Below are 15,041 nucleotides of genomic sequence, written 5' to 3'. Positions count from 1 at the left end.
ATCAACCCGGGGCTCGGCTGCGCCCGAAAGGATTCCTAAAAAGTGATGGCTGGTGCTTGGACATGAGAGCATCATGGGCTCAAGTCGTTCTTTCTGCCATGCGTCTGAGCTTACTAGAAGATCACCTCTATCAGGACACAGCCGTCGTAGCATTGATGCGGGTCAAAAGCCTCGTTCGTCCGGGAGTGGTTGAGCTCGAGCGGCCGCCACGTGCCGCAAACCCCGCGCGTGGCAGTGTACATGTCCGAACTCGGGCATGCGCGAATCCATCGCATTCTCTGCAGCACGCCAGCGTGTTGATTTGAGGCGCAACTCACGCTCCATGGGCTACGGCAGCATTGTTCCTCATTGGCTCCGTGCACACGGATGGTCAAATGATTTGTTCGCCTTCATCGTCGGTAGCCTTGTCGGGGCTGATCCCACCTTTAGGTCTCGGCACTGGAGTCCTGGACCTGGGCTCATCGAAACGTGGGCTGCGACTAATCCTTATGATCGGCTTACCGTGGGGGCGGCTGGTGAACCGTCGGATGGAAGACGGGGTTCCTGGCCTGATTGCCGCACGATCGCCTGCGCGCATAGTCCCTCGCCGGCGTATATAAGAAATCTGCGCGCGCAAGCGGCTCGTGCCGCGCCGTTACATCTGATCGATCTTTGGATGGGCGGACAGACCTCTTGGTGGGGGGCTACTTGAGGCAGATCAAATACTCGCGATGCGAATGGCAGAATAGTCGATAAGCGAACCACGGGAAGCGAGGGGCATGCCTTCATTTAATGTTCGGTTTATTAAGACCGTTTGTGACGATACCGGCGGCGAGCATCGTGCGTGCCAGGCAGCATTCAAGGTCGATGCCGTCTCCCTGAGTGCTGCTGCACAGCAGGCGGAGACTGAATTTTGCAAGCAAAAGAGTGTCCGCGATTGGACAATTTTCGCCGATGTATTGGAGCTTCGAACCCCACCTGCCTTAGCTAATCCGTCCACATCAGCCTTTCGAGCATCCCGCAAGGACGCCTGAGTAAGCAAGGGTTTCGCACTTCCTCAGTTTTCCACGGAAGCGCGACATCTTCAGCACCGACCAAGGCTATTCACGGCTGCGACGTTCACCGGCGTGCTCGCCAGTCATGGCATCGCCATTAGCATGGAGGGCTTGCTTGCCCGCGATAACGTATTCGGCGAGCAGGCCTATGAGACTGTGTCCTACGCTCGCGTCTTGATCGGACTCGGCAGTCGGTCTATGAAACCTGAAGGCACGGCCGATACGGGTAAGCGTGCTTTAGATTCGTACGACGAGTGGTCGAGATTGAAGGAGGTTGTGGTGGGTACGGCCGCTAATCATGCGGCTCATGATCGCGAACTCTCTTGCGATTTATTCCTTTATATCAATCTTGAGCTTCGCTCGGACTGGTATTACCCGCGTTCTCTCGTCGGCGGCAGCAGGTGCTTAAGCTCGCGCATCGGCCCGCCACTGGATTGAGGACCGCTATGCCGACGAACTGAATGAGCATGTCGAAGCAATTGTGGACACGTTGCGGGAGCTTAACGTGATCGTGCATCGACCGATGAGCCTTCTGTTGGTGCGGTCTCGAGCGATGACCGACTATTTGCCAGAAGCAATGCGCAAGTGATAGTCGCGCCCGAACCATTCAAAACTAATTCCCCAGCTTACGACGATGACGACCTGCTGTTGTCCGGCCTCTACATAGATATCAATGTCCTTTCGGTCCCTCCTGACGTTCGTTTGTCAAAGACGCCGGCCCCGAACTGGCCAGGATCCTTGAACACAATCGCTTTCCGGTCATCCCGGCTCGGCAGCGCCATGGGTGGATCTTTGCCGGGGGGATTGCTTTACTGTCGATGCGGTCCGCTAAGACGGCTCGGAGGATTACTTCGACTAGTACCGGAGGCGGCCGCTCGTAAAGCCATTGCTTTGGGAGCCTGATAGCTGGCGAAGGTGTGCTCGTTAGAACTTGTCAAAGTTATGCTGCATCAACTAGTTGCCAGAACCAAAAACTGTAGCGTAAGCTCCGCAGAGCCGCAAAGTAGCTGAGTAAGATTAGATGTACTCTCGCCACGTTTCAGGTCGACGCTCGTCGAGCGCGCCTCGCAGCGGACGTAAGTTGGGACGTGAACACGCTCAGATCTTGGCACCATCGTGCCCGTGACGGTCTTGACGTATCAGGATGGAGCTTTCGAATGTCATTTGATCGTCCAGTGACTTTAAGGGAGACTGTTGCTTCAATGTCACCAGACCGATGAACGGCCGATCTACGCTCGCGCGACAAGAGATACACATGTTCGATATCTATTTGAACCGAAGACACGATCTTTTGGTCGTCCCGACAGGCTTTGGGATCCCGCCGGGATTGGACGGCAAGTGGAAGAGAAAGAAGCGAGCGGTTCGTTCCGTGAGCGACGTCATTCGTCAAGATGTACAACAGCGTGGTTACCACCGACGTCGTTTGATCTCGTACTGGTCAAAGGCGGTTGAGATCTCGTCACACTCCTAGTCGACGCCGCTATCTTATGCTGAACCGTTCTTCGGAAGCTTCGGGCAGGATGTGGCCGATGCGTCGAAAAAGTTGCTTAAAGCGACCAGACCAGGCGGGCATCGCGTATTGTGCTTAGCGAGCAAGCTTTTCTTTTGAAAGCGGGGCGCGCCTCTGGAGCTTACCTCAAAATAGGCGTTATGAGGCTTTTTCTTGGGTCAATGGCGTGCGCGTGAGTTTTCACGTCTATACTGAAGATACCTACCCGCTAGCCGCACGGGTCGGTCGAGCATCGAAGGCGTTAAGCAGCATTGGCTACTTGTATAGCAGCGGCCCGGAGTGGCCGGCTCATATGAAGCGCATCGCAGGCCGCGCGCCCCAACTGTGCATTTTCGACCAAAGCTGATGCGGGAGGCCGGGTGCGGGATCCTCGCCGAGGAGGGAAGGGAATATCTCGAGAGGCTCGAACACTTAGATCAGTGAACTATGCAGATCGCGCAACAGCCGAAAGCTGAGCAACTGCGCCTTTGACTTCGCAGCTGGGAAGGAACGCGGGCAGAAAGCGCCCCACGGCAAGCGATTGAGCCCACGTAAACCGCTACCGGGGTGACCGCCAGCCGCGCAACCCCTTGCTGATCGTGATGTACTCAACTAGATCTCGAAGTCACATCTTGAAGCAGTGGCGTTGTAATTGATATTAGGAAGTTGTTCAGCGCGGCTAGGGATATTGTGATTTAAACCTGAGGGGATGAGGCTTCTGGCCTCTTCATGCACATCAGCGTGGTCGAGACGGTCGGCTAAACTGATCTCGCGTTGGCTTACTCATTCTAGCGCGTGTCGGTTGCTTCGCTGCAAATAGAAGGGCGTCGATGGGGAACGTTCTCAGAGGGCGAGGTGTATATGAGGTTTGCAGTTCCACAGCTGTACTAGCCCAGACGTCTCGCGTTTGGAACGCATGACCAAGTTATACCTGACGCCACTCTTATTATTATATCGTCTGCTTTTTGCGGTCGTCGTGCCGTGAAAACTATGCTACAAGCCGCTCCTCTAAAAAGGAGCATTCATCGTGAAGAAAGCAACCAAGAAACGCGTTACGCGGCGCGAATGGACGAGGGCAGATATCAAGGAGCTCAAAGTCCATTCGAAGGCCCGAACCCCGGTCATAAAAATAGCAAAGATGACCAAACGCAGCGTGGGTGCGCTCCGCCAGAAGGCCTTGCATCTTGGAATCGGACTCGGACATCAGCGGTAGTTTTCAGCAGCGCTGGCACTGGCGCGATAGGGCGACTCGCTGGGTCGCCCTCAGTACCCATAGAAATTCTGTCGGAAATTTAGCTTTACGGATCCGCGCTGAGAGAGTGTTTGGACCGGTGGGAGCTCCAGCATCCTCTCATTATTGACGGACTATCTTAGACGTGGTCTCAACGGGTGTGACCAATCGGCAGTGAAGACATTGTCTTGCTGATGGCGCCGTCAAGGATCTCTCACATGAAGGGCCGATCCAGTGTGTTGACCGACCAACGGCGGCCTCACTGGAGGTAGCGTCTGGATCGCTCCCGCGCTGAGAAGATTTCTGCGTCCTGCCAAGTGCGATGTCCGTGATATGGTCTGCTTCTTTGCAGCGCTCCGCTCATATGCCGAAATTGTTTGTGTCTGCCGAGCCTCAGCAAGGTGCATGTCGCAGTACCTCTTCAATGCCCAGCGCACCCATCTTCTATACGTAGCAACCTTCCATGTGCCGCGCGCGGTCTTGGCAAACGTCCGTATAGTTCTTTTCAACCTTGCCATATTCGCAGTCAATCTTCGTGCAATTGAGCTGTTGCTTGATTTCGTTTTATCGATCGAGCAATCGGGGAAGCGATTTCAGTTATCGTTCTGTGATCCCGCCTGATCGGACTGAACGGGACTCAAGCAATGAGTGGCAGACAAAATCCTTGTCCTTTCGACTCCTTGTACGCAAGCGGTTGCCCCCATGTGATCCGGCGGCCGGCTTTGTTTCGCCCAATCGAGCTAGCGTCGACAGATGGCGCTTGCCAAGCACGAGTGTCTAAATGATGAGCGGACGTGTTGGTCGTTCACCTGAGGTGTGCTTTCTCCTTGGTCTTCCACGATCCGGGACCACACTCCTTGCACATTTGCTGCAGCTCCATCCAGACATTGTGGCTCCGCCTGAACCCTGGTTAATGCTGGCGCTTGAAGCAATTGGCAAGGTGGATCGGCGTCATCCGGCCGGCAGCTCTCTAATTGAGGCCGCCACCTCCGAATTCTTGGGGCGGATAGATCGCACGATCGTTAGCCGCGCTTTTGCAGATGCAGCATACGATCAATATCTGGCAAAAGCGGGCAAGCGCATCATCATAGATAAGACACCACGCTATTGGACGACACTTGAATTTGTTGAATCCGTCTATCCGGAAGCGCCACACATCCTTCTGATGCGCAATCCTTACGCGATCGCCGCTTCACTGAAATCGACGTGGGGCATCCCACTGCGGGCAGAAAGCGCGGAGCCGGTCAGCGTATCCAGTCTCGCTGACCTCATGCTTCGACTGCCCGATGGCATAATATCTTCACTGGCCGATTTGGTTTTGGGTCTTCCTAGGCTCGCCGCGCAACGTATTCGCCCGCAGACTCATTTGGTGCAATACGAACTGCTCGTGGCGCAACCGGACGAGGAAATCCAGCGTCTACTAACAGCGCTCGGCTGTGATCCAGGAGGCGTGGCATCGGTGAGCATGGGACGAGCAGATTATCTTCAGTCCAGCAGCTTTGGAGACCGAAAAATCCTGGAACGAAACACCATCGACGAAAGCTCTGTCAAGTCATGGCAATCTCAATTGAGCGTCGAAGAGATGCAAACCGTGACTGATCTGGTCGGTGCCGAGCTTTTGGTAGAACTCGGATATGAGCAGGAACTGTTGCATGCCCAGAAGGCCGGAGTTCTGGACAGGGGACGGGAAGTAACCGAGCTCTATGGTCGGGTATTCCGAAGCTGGTGGGATCTGCGAAGTGCCAAGGCGGGAGGACAGTCCAGCTTATCTCACGCCGGAGAGTCGGTCCACAATGCTTGGAACATTTCGGAGAACCGGGACGTGGCTATCGAGATGTTGCGAGGCGAGGTCGCGCGGCTTGAGCAGATCCTCAGGATCTCCTAAGCACTCTGAATGCTTGTGATCAAGCCACGCTGGTTGATTTAGCCCAGATTCTTAAACCGCACGCTGATCTCCCGATCAGGTGTGCCGCACGCGCCGGCGTAAGAGCGAGCACAATGCGATATGCTGCTGCGTTCGAAGTCTGCTGTCGAACGGGGCTTGGCTTCATTGACGAGCCATGCGCCATGACCGGACCTTTATGCCGCGGAAATCCCCCGCTCTAGGCTGGAGCCATAGAGCGACGAAGAACAGAGATCCTGCACCGAAAACAAGATATATGCTGCCAAAACACCTGCACCGTCTCGAATCTGAATCGATTGAAATCATGCGTGATGTGGTCGCCGAGTTCAAAAGGCCCGTCATGCTTTACTCGATCGGAAAAGATTCAAGCGTTTTGCTACACCTTGCGATCAAGGCGTTCTATCCGGCAAAACTACCTTTCCCCCTGCTTCACGTCGATACGACCTGGAAGTTCCGCGAGATGATCAGCTTCCGAGACGCGACAGCCAGGCGGCTCGGCCTCGACCTGATTGTCCATGTCAACAAGGACGGCAGCTTGCGTGGGATCAATCCGATCGATTCCGGCTCCGCCCTCCATACCCAGGTCATGAAAACGGACGCGCTGAAACAGGCGCTCGACCTCCACGGATTCGATGCCGCCTTTGGCGGAGCCCGGCGCGATGAGGAAAGGAGTCGCGCGAAAGAACGGATACTCTCCTTCCGTTCGGCTGGACATGTATGGGACCCCCGTAACCAACGGCCGGAGCTCTGGAGCCTGTTCAACACACGGATTCGCCAGGGCGAAACCATGCGCGTGTTTGCGATGTCAAACTGGACCGAGCTCGATGTGTGGGAATACATCATGATCGAGAAAATTCCGGTCGTTCCGCTCTACTTCGCAAAACGAAGACCGACAGTGCATCGAAATGGTGCGATGATCATGGTTGACGACGAGCGATTGCCGCTTAACTGCGATGAGACGCCGGAAATGCGGATGATCCGCTTTCGCACCCTTGGATGTTATCCCTTGAGCGGGGCTATCGAATCCGATGCGACGACGATCGAAGGAATCGTCGCAGAAATGCAGACCGCGACCATGTCTGAGCGCCAGGGGCGCCTAATTGACACCGATGAAGCCGCTTCAATGGAGAAGAAGAAGCGAGAAGGCTACTTTTGATGTTTACAAAGCAGACAACGGAGCCGGTTTCGGTCCGGACGAAGGATCAGCTGCGATTCATCACATGTGGCTCGGTGGACGACGGCAAATCGACGCTGATCGGCCGATTACTGCACGACAGCAAGATGATCTACCACGATCAGTTCACGGCGCTGGAACGCGACAGCATCAAGTACGGTAGCACCGGGGATAACATCGACTTCGCTCTGCTTGTGGACGGACTCGAGGCCGAACGGGAGCAGGGCATTACGATCGATGTTGCCTACCGTTTCTTCACTACGCCGCGGCGCTCCTTCATGGTGGCCGACACTCCCGGCCATGAGCAGTATACCCGCAATATGGCTACCGGCGCCTCGCAGGCTCAGCTCGCCATTATCCTGATCGATGCCCGCAAAGGCGTGATGGTTCAGACGCGCCGCCACTCCTTTATCTGTGCGCTGCTCGGTATTCGTCATATCGTGCTGGCAGTGAACAAGATCGATCTTGTCGCATACGACAAGGAGTGCTTCGATCGGATCGCGCGCGACTATATGGCCTTTGCCGCCGGTCTCGGCTTCACCTCGATCGTTCCCATCCCGATCTCGGCCCGCTACGGCGATAACGTCGTAGACCGCTCCGCGCGTGCCAACTGGTATCGTGGTCCCTGCCTGCTTGAATATTTGGAGAGCATTGACATCCAGTCCGGCACCGCAAGCCAGGCTTTCCGCTTTCCGGTACAATGGGTGAACCGGCCAAATCCGGATTTTCGGGGCTATGCCGGGACGGTGGCTTCCGGGACGATCTCGGCGGGGGATGAGATCATTGTCGCCACGTCGGGACGGACCACGCGCGTCAAGCGGATCGTGACCCACGGTGGCGACCTTGTCGGCGCCAAAGCCGGGGATGCGGTGACCATTACACTGGAAGACGAAATTGATATCGGCCGTGGCGACATTTTGTCCCGACCGGACGACCAACCAAAGGTCGCCGACCAATTCGCTGCTTATGTGATTTGGATGGACGAGGAGCCGCTCACTCCCGGACGCAATTACATCCTGCGGATCGGATCGCAGACGATTTCCGGCAGCATTACCGAAATTCAGCATCGGATCGACGTCAACACTTGTGAGCATCTGGCCGCCGGGATTGTTTCGTTGAACGAGATCGCCTTCTGTAATGTTGCGACCACAATACCCGCAGTATTCGATGCTTATGACGTCAATCGGAAGACCGGATCATTCATCTTAATCGATCGTTACACCAATCGTACGGCGGGGGCAGGCATGATTGCCGTTCCGCTACGGCAGACCGCCAATATTTCTAGGCAAGCCCTATCCGTGGATAGGAAGGAGCGTGCCGCGCTCAAGAATCAGAAGCCTTGCGTCATTTGGTTCACCGGCCTGTCTGGCGCGGGAAAGTCGGCGATTGCGAATCTGGTTGATCAAAAGCTGTTTGCGATGTCGCGGCATACAATGCTGCTGGATGGCGACAACCTCCGACACGGATTAAGCGCCGATCTGGGCTTCTCCGAGGCGGACCGCGTGGAGAACATTCGGCGTGTCGGTGAAGTTGCCAAGTTGATGGTGGACAGCGGCTTGATCGTGATCTGCTCGTTTATCTCGCCCACGAGAGCGGAACGGGACAGGGTGCGCATCCTGGTTGGCAACGAAGAGTTCATAGAAGTATTTGTCGATACGCCGATCGAGGAATGCGCGCGGCGAGACCCGAAAGGGCTGTACTCAAAGGCGAAATCAGGCAACATCAGGAACTTCACCGGCCTCGACGCGTGCTACGAAGCACCAGAAACACCGGATATTCATCTCAGGACCATGGAGCAGAACCTAGAGCAGTCAGCGAAAGCGGTAGTGGATGTCTTGATAGCGCGCTCAATTCTTGATGGCTAGATGTGCTCGCGTCACGTCATCAATTCGCGTAATATCCTGCCGGCGCGGCTCAGGCGATCTGGCTCAGGCGGGGCCAGCGGTCAAACGTTTCGCTCGAAAGGAACAGACTGGTCGCACCCACTCGTGTACTGCCAGCTTCCGGATAAGTGCTCGAAATGGATGGTCAGTTCAAAACCGAGTACGCGAGCAAAGATGGAGCATGGTCAGGAGCGGTGGAGCTCAAGAGAGGCCGTCCCATGCTGCAGATCAGAATCTACCATGCGGCGAAAAAGGCCAGAGAGGAAGTCCTACTTCCACTAGGTTGAGGGGGGGCTTGGCGCTTCTTGCTGCGCGTGCGGCCAAGGACACGCCGATCTGCCTTTAAAGCCGCGCCGGGGCCGCGGACTCGGCCGGCTTTACTTCCCCACACAGTACGAAGCGCGGGCCGCGGTTTTCCGGGGTGGCTATCCGGCCAGCCTGGGCCTACTCCAGGTATATGGACCAATCTGAAGCGAGCAATCGGTCGCGATCCATCCTGTCGTGGCCTATGGTAACGTCCGGCAAGCTTGCTTCATTGTGGCCGCCGTTCGTAGGCGAACACCGTCGGCCTCCGCCCGGCACCTTCGCATGTCGAGGCAACGCTGCCGCGAACATTAGCCATCCTGCGCTACGGAGCTCCGTTGCGTGTTCGCGTCATGCTCCAGTCCGCCTTCCATCGTTCCTTGCCATGAAGGCGGCCATTGACGCGGCCGAAAAGGAAAGGGAGCTCATCGCTGGCCAAGCGACAAAGAATGATCTCTCGATGAGCCGCTCTGGTCAGCCATCGACGTGCTCGACCGCACTGCAGACCGCGTAGAACGCTAGTTCACATCAACGAGCGGGCCTGCGGAGGAATCAAAAGCGAGCAGAACGGCTCGGAAGTGACTATCGTCGAACCAGAGTGCCTCATGGGCGAGGTACTTGCGCACCCCGATTGCTGGTGATGCGTGGCTCGCCGGCTCAGGCGTTTTAACCGCCGTAAATCACCGTACCTTGACCGCCGGACGATCGCCCGGTGAGATGTCTCGCAACGAGCGGCGTGTGTAGCGAACAATGGATGCTGCCGATCTACCGATCAATTTAAAAGATGAACCCGCCACTCATCCGGACTCGGCTCGGCGCACTCCTACCAAATCAGGACAACGTGCTCTGTCGTACGGCCGCTCGCCGAAAACCGCGCTATGAATCCTCTGTCCTCTGCTGCTTACGTCAGCTTGTCGCAGCCAAATGAGAGCACGTCGGGAAAGTTTACGTGAGAAAATCCCCGGAGAGGGTTGAACCGCCCGTAACGTCAAGTTGTACGATCTCCGAAATGGACAGTCATCGGCGTCCTAGATCCTCTAACCAGCGACGGAGTGCAAATGTATCAAGTCCAAAGGAACGCATTAGACTCCCGCTGCGAACCACGATCATCGAGTATGCCAGGCATTGATAATCCGGGCACGTCGAGTCCTGGCTGCAGCTCCTTGCTAGCGTAAAGCGTGCCTGACCGGACAGGCTCACACGTAAATTGTTCGCAGACTGGCGCTTCATAGCTGCAAGAGGGCGATCGCGCTCAAGCTTGCCATGCATGACAGTGGATGAGAGCGTACGTTGGCGCCGGTTGCGCCCGCGTTCTTCGCGCCAAAGGGTATTTTGGGAGGTCTGAAGGGCATCAATGAGGAGCTTTGTGAAGCATCGCTCTCCGTCCGCGACGAGATATGGAGGTTGTCATCCGACAGCCTTTTTGGGCGTCGACGCGAAACGCGTCCACGGTACATGTCGCTTCATTCGAAGCTGTTGATGAGGAATGGGACGCGCGCCACGGCGCTCCCTACTGTGCGTACTCAAGGTCATCGACCAATACAATGTTAGGAGGAAATGGTTTGACAAGACAGCGGTCGTTGCTGACGCCTGGTCCATTATCGTTATCGCCGGCGGTCAGGAGCCAGATGCAGCTTGATCTCGCGTCTCGCGATGACGAGTTCAAGGAGGTGACCGCCTGCATGAGGCGGCTGATGCTCAACTTGCTGGGAAACAGTGAGGAATATTCGGTGGTGCCTATTCAAGGAGGCGGCTCCTTTGCAATGGAGGCGGCTCTCTCCTCATTTGTGTCCCGAGCCCACAGGCCGCTCGTTTGCGTGAACGGCATCTATGGCGAGCGCATTCTTCAAATTTTGCGGCTGTGGGGTATCGAAGCACTGAAGCTTGTTAAGCGCGCGACGGATCCGTTGGATCCGGAAGAGATCAGCGAGTATCTGAGCCGAAATCCCGGCGTTACGCACCTGTGTTTCGTGCATTGTGAGACGACAACCGGAATCGTCAATCCGCTGCACGAGATCGTGGAGGTGGCGAGGCAACGTGGCGTAAAGACTATCATCGATGGGATGAGTTCGTTCGGCGCCCTCAATATCGATTTGACCCAGCGTGGACCTGACGTACTGGTCACGTCGAGCAACAAGTGCATAGAAGGGCCGCCGGGAGTAGCGTTCGTCATCGCCTCGCGCGAGCTACTGGAGAATGCGACTCAAGAACCGAGATCGTTTGTGCTCGATGTGAGAGATCAATGGCGCTCGCTCGAGCGCACGGGTGAGTGGCGGTCGACCCCTCCAACCCACGTCGTTCAGGCAACGACAATGGCTTTGAAGATTCTGCACGAGGAAGGCATCGATGCCAGGCGCTTCAGGTACGAGAAGGTCAGAAACGACCTCATCAAGGAACTCGAAGGGATAGTGGCTCCGTTGTTGTCCCCCGAGTTGCAGTCCCCGGTCTGTGTTGCGTTCAGTGCGCCGCCCGGAATAGTGGACCAGCCAGGATTCGATGGGCTGTATCGCCACTTGGCGGCCCATAATCTTTACGTCTACTCGAAGCTGCATCTTGCGACGCGGAGCTTTCGGGTCGGTTGCATTGGGGAAATCCAATCCAGCTGGATTGAGCAGTTGGGATGCGCCTTTCGTACATATTTCCGCTCCGGTCAGGCTCGGTCAGGAAGGCCGGCGTCGGGTCAAGAGGCATATGAGGCGCGCGTAAAGATGCCGGCTCAAGCAGCTGGGGACCGGCAGCTGCGGCATTCCGCCGAGACCGCTGTTCTGCATGCGGGCTATCGACGGGACCCGGTGACAAAAGCCGTCGCAGTGCCGATTTACCAGAACACAGCTTATGAACTCGATGGCGATCTAAATCACATCGCTGACGTCTACAACGTCAAAGCGGATGGGTTCACCTACACGAGGATTATCAATCCGACGACTCGCGCGCTGGAGAAGCGCTACGCCGCCGTCGATATGGGCAGCGACTCGCTCGCCGTTGCGTCAGGTCAAGCGGCAACGTTCCTTGCAATCGTCAACCTTTCAAGTGGCGAAGTAGGGGACAATATCGTTGCCTCTCCTTATCTATATGGCAATACCTGGAACCTGCTCCACAATACCTTAAAGCGTTTGGGAATCAGCGTGAGGACAGCAGATCCTCGAAGGCCCGAGACGTTCGAACGTGCCATTGATGATCGCACGATTTGCCTGTTCGGAGAGGTAATTTCGAATCCCTGTCTGATTCCGCTCCCCGTCAAACAGCTGGCGGAAATCGGCCGAAGGTACGGCGTGCCTCTGGTCGTAGACAATACGACCACGCCATTGGTATGTCGGCCATCAGACCTGGGCGCTGCAGTTACGACGTACTCTGCAACAAAATACATATCCGGTCATGGCACGACCCTCGGCGGACTAATCGTTGACAGCGGCAAGTTCAGCTATCGGGGAGCCTCTCGCTTTCCCTTGTTCAACGGTCCCGACGAAGCGCATGGCGGAATTGTCTGGCACAACGCCGTGCGCGAAGTCGATGATCTAGGAAAGAGCGAGTTTCTCCTCAAGGCTCGCATGACCTGGTTGCGCGATACCGGTGCGGCCATCGCCCCTTTTGCGAGCTTTCAACTGATCCAAGGGCTTGAAACGCTGCCGCTTCGCATGAAGCAGCACTGCGCGAATGCCAGGATCGTCGCCGGCGTTCTGAAAGAGCATCCTAAAGTGCGTCGCGTCTTCTACCCGGGGCTCTTTGAGGGCGCCGATCGGGAAATCGTCGATCAGACACTCAACACCACATACGGACATGGAGCGATGGTCATGTTCGAAGTGGAAGACGAACTGGCCGGGCGCAAGTTCATCCAGAACGTTGACTTGATGTATCACGTTTCCAATGTGGGAGATGCCCGCACGCTCGTGACTCATCCTGTCTCGACGACCCACACCACTGTCCCGCGGGAAAAGCGCGAAGCCGCCGGCATATTTGGTGGCTCAATCAGGCTTTGTGTCGGCATCGAAGATGTCAACGACATCTTGCGCGATCTGGACAAGGCGCTTTCGGCAATCTGACAACCTGCAAGGCGATCAGGAAGAGGTTCTCATGAATCAGGCAGACGCTTGGAAACTGAGGTCATCACGCTATGAGGCCGTTCAATTCAGTCGGGAGATCAATAAGCAGCTTTCGGAGCTAAGGCCGGACAACATCACGGGGGCCGCCTACATTGCGAAAGATTACGCTGTCATCACAGCGTGCACGCTTGCGACCGTGTCTGTCTCGTGGTGGCTCTACCCGCTGGCCGTTCTCCTGATCGGTGCCTATCAACGCGGATTGACAACCATCGCTCACGATGCGGCTCACCGCACGCTCGCGAAGAATACGACCTGGAATTATGTACTGGGCATTCTGTTCGCTTCCTATCCCTTGTTCCAACGCCACTGGGCCTACCGGATCTCACATGTCTACTTGCATCATCCCTATCTCGGCGACCCGGACAAGGATCCCGACCTGAAGTTTTTCCTGGCCAGCGGCGTCTACGATGTGCAGCCTCCAGAGAGATATGCTTTCAACCTCATTTGGAAGCCGATCTTGGGCGGCGCGACAGTAGCGTATCTGAAGTATCTTTGGACTAATCGTTTTTCGATCGAAGAGACCGAAGATCAGAGCCGCTCAGGCATACTTGTCGACAGGTATGGCTTCTATCTGTTCTGGTTCAGCATCCTGGCCGGGTCATATGCTCTTGGTCTGCTCCATATCGTCGTCCTGTTTTGGATCGTGCCCTATCTCACCACATTTCAGGTTCTCGGCTGGTTTATCGAACTCGCTGAGCACTCACCTATGTGCGAAACAGAGACGCAGAACGTCTATCTCACCAGGAATCGAAAAGGAAGCTTCCTCGAACGAGCCATCCTGGGACAGAATCTGGATGAATACCACCTTGAGCATCACCTTTCACCCGGTATCCCATTTTGGCTGTTGCGCAAGGCTCAGAAAATCCGAATGCAGGATCCGAACTACGCGAAGGTCGCCGCCACCTGGGGTGGGCTCTTTGTCAAGGGACCTCAAGGTCAGCCTAGCGTCATAACTCAGTTGAAAGAGCGAAATCGACGGCTGTATGAGCAGTCCGTTTCCGGGGTTCGCACGCGAGGCACGCTGGCGTGAGGTTGCAACAGCCCGAGCGCACCCAAGCCGTTGTCGCCGTCACTTCGAACCGTCTTCTGGTCGATGGTGTGCATCGCGACTGGTTACGGCGCAAGTACGTGCAGGCACTCCATCGCCATGCGGGCGTGGCTTGTGTCATATTGCCGACCGTCGACGCGGAAGATGCTTTGGAGGAGGTCGCCCCAGCCATCATGCGCCGGCTCGACGGTCTGGTCTTGACAGGCGATGAATCGAACGTGGACCCCGCAGTCCTGTCAGCGCCCGCGTCCTTGGATCTTGATCGGCAGGATGTTGAGCCTGGGATCCTTGACCGTCCCCGGGACAGGCTCTCTGCCGTGGCCATAGAGAGCGCCATCGCCCTCGGAATGCCCATTCTGGGCATCTGCCGTGGGCTTCAGGAACTCAACGTCTATCTCGGCGGAACACTCCGCCCATCGCTTGCGGAGTGGAGCCGAGAAAGCGGCGCCATGCATGCTGAGAAGCCAGACCGTCCCAGGGACCGTCAATACGATGCCGCGCACCGCGTCAGGATATCATCCGATGGCGCACTGTTTCCAATCGCGCGGATGATCGAGGCGCAAGTCAACTCGCTGCACAATCAAGGCATCGAGGCGCTTGCCCCAGCGCTGAGGCGCGAGGCGTGGGCGCCCGACGGTCTGGTCGAGGCAGCTTCAGTGATTGGCGCTCCGACGCTGCAAATCGGTGTGCAATGGCACCCCGAATGGCACGTCTCAACCGACCTCCTCAGCAAGCAACTGTTCAAGGCATTTGGAGAGGCGTGTGTTGGGTACTGCCGGACTAAGAAGGGCTAGAGGCAGGTCGTGATATTGCAAACGAAACGTGGCTCGCGCGAGCCGAAAGGGCAGTCCTGCGAAAACGACTCGCGCGCGTGGG

The 15,041-nt window shown here is 56.4% G+C and carries 7 protein-coding genes and 1 pseudogene; all 8 read left to right on the top strand.

The window, feature by feature from the left end; all coding sequences use genetic code 11:
* The first annotated feature begins 758 nt into the window (after positions 1-758).
* The 8 genes and pseudogenes from AC24YW_RS27995 (at position 759) to AC24YW_RS27960 (ending at position 14,959) form a co-directional block, all read left to right on the top strand.
* Positions 759-1,013: an LYR motif-containing protein gene (locus AC24YW_RS27995; RefSeq protein WP_271595803.1), complete on the top strand. Its 255-nt coding sequence runs from the start codon at positions 759-761 to the stop codon at positions 1,011-1,013.
* A gap of 37 nt (positions 1,014-1,050) precedes the next feature.
* Positions 1,051-1,214 (top strand): annotated as a pseudogene (locus AC24YW_RS27990) (IS3 family transposase); the annotation flags it as partial.
* Positions 1,215-4,535: 3,321 nt separating this feature from the next.
* Positions 4,536-5,639, top strand: coding sequence for a nodulation protein NoeE (noeE, locus tag AC24YW_RS27985; RefSeq protein WP_487485745.1), 1,104 nt, complete (start codon positions 4,536-4,538; stop codon positions 5,637-5,639).
* A gap of 196 nt (positions 5,640-5,835) precedes the next feature.
* On the top strand, positions 5,836-6,813 hold the full coding sequence (gene cysD / locus AC24YW_RS27980) for a sulfate adenylyltransferase subunit CysD (RefSeq protein ID WP_487485932.1): 978 nt from the start codon (positions 5,836-5,838) through the stop codon (positions 6,811-6,813).
* Positions 6,813-8,696 (top strand): sulfate adenylyltransferase subunit CysN, encoded by a 1,884-nt coding sequence (gene cysN / locus AC24YW_RS27975; RefSeq protein WP_487485744.1) that lies wholly within the window; start codon positions 6,813-6,815, stop codon positions 8,694-8,696. The genes cysD and cysN overlap by 1 nt, the downstream gene beginning before the upstream one ends.
* A gap of 1,949 nt (positions 8,697-10,645) precedes the next feature.
* Positions 10,646-13,057, top strand: a complete 2,412-nt coding sequence (locus AC24YW_RS27970; RefSeq protein ID WP_487485743.1) for a 2-aminoethylphosphonate--pyruvate transaminase — start codon at positions 10,646-10,648, stop codon at positions 13,055-13,057.
* Between the two features lie 31 nt (positions 13,058-13,088).
* On the top strand, positions 13,089-14,147 hold the full coding sequence (rtxC, locus tag AC24YW_RS27965; RefSeq protein ID WP_487485742.1) for a dhydrorhizobitoxine desaturase: 1,059 nt from the start codon (positions 13,089-13,091) through the stop codon (positions 14,145-14,147).
* Entirely contained in the window at positions 14,144-14,959 is an 816-nt protein-coding gene (locus AC24YW_RS27960; protein ID WP_487485741.1) for a gamma-glutamyl-gamma-aminobutyrate hydrolase family protein, read from the top strand. The genes rtxC and AC24YW_RS27960 overlap by 4 nt, the downstream gene beginning before the upstream one ends.
* The last annotated feature ends 82 nt before the right edge of the window (positions 14,960-15,041 follow it).

The sequence above is a fragment of the Bradyrhizobium sp. USDA3516 genome (genome assembly GCF_057651995.1).
Note: the sequence above shows the minus strand (reverse complement) of the source record. Positions and strands in the feature narration are given on the sequence as shown.

Coding starts and splice junctions, on each gene's coding strand:
- AC24YW_RS27995 (WP_271595803.1), top strand. CDS start 759: ATGCCTTCATTTAATGTTCGGTTTATTAAGACCGTTTGTGACGATACC.
- noeE (WP_487485745.1), top strand. CDS start 4,536: ATGATGAGCGGACGTGTTGGTCGTTCACCTGAGGTGTGCTTTCTCCTT.
- cysD (WP_487485932.1), top strand. CDS start 5,836: ATGCCGCGGAAATCCCCCGCTCTAGGCTGGAGCCATAGAGCGACGAAG.
- cysN (WP_487485744.1), top strand. CDS start 6,813: ATGTTTACAAAGCAGACAACGGAGCCGGTTTCGGTCCGGACGAAGGAT.
- AC24YW_RS27970 (WP_487485743.1), top strand. CDS start 10,646: ATGCAGCTTGATCTCGCGTCTCGCGATGACGAGTTCAAGGAGGTGACC.
- rtxC (WP_487485742.1), top strand. CDS start 13,089: ATGAATCAGGCAGACGCTTGGAAACTGAGGTCATCACGCTATGAGGCC.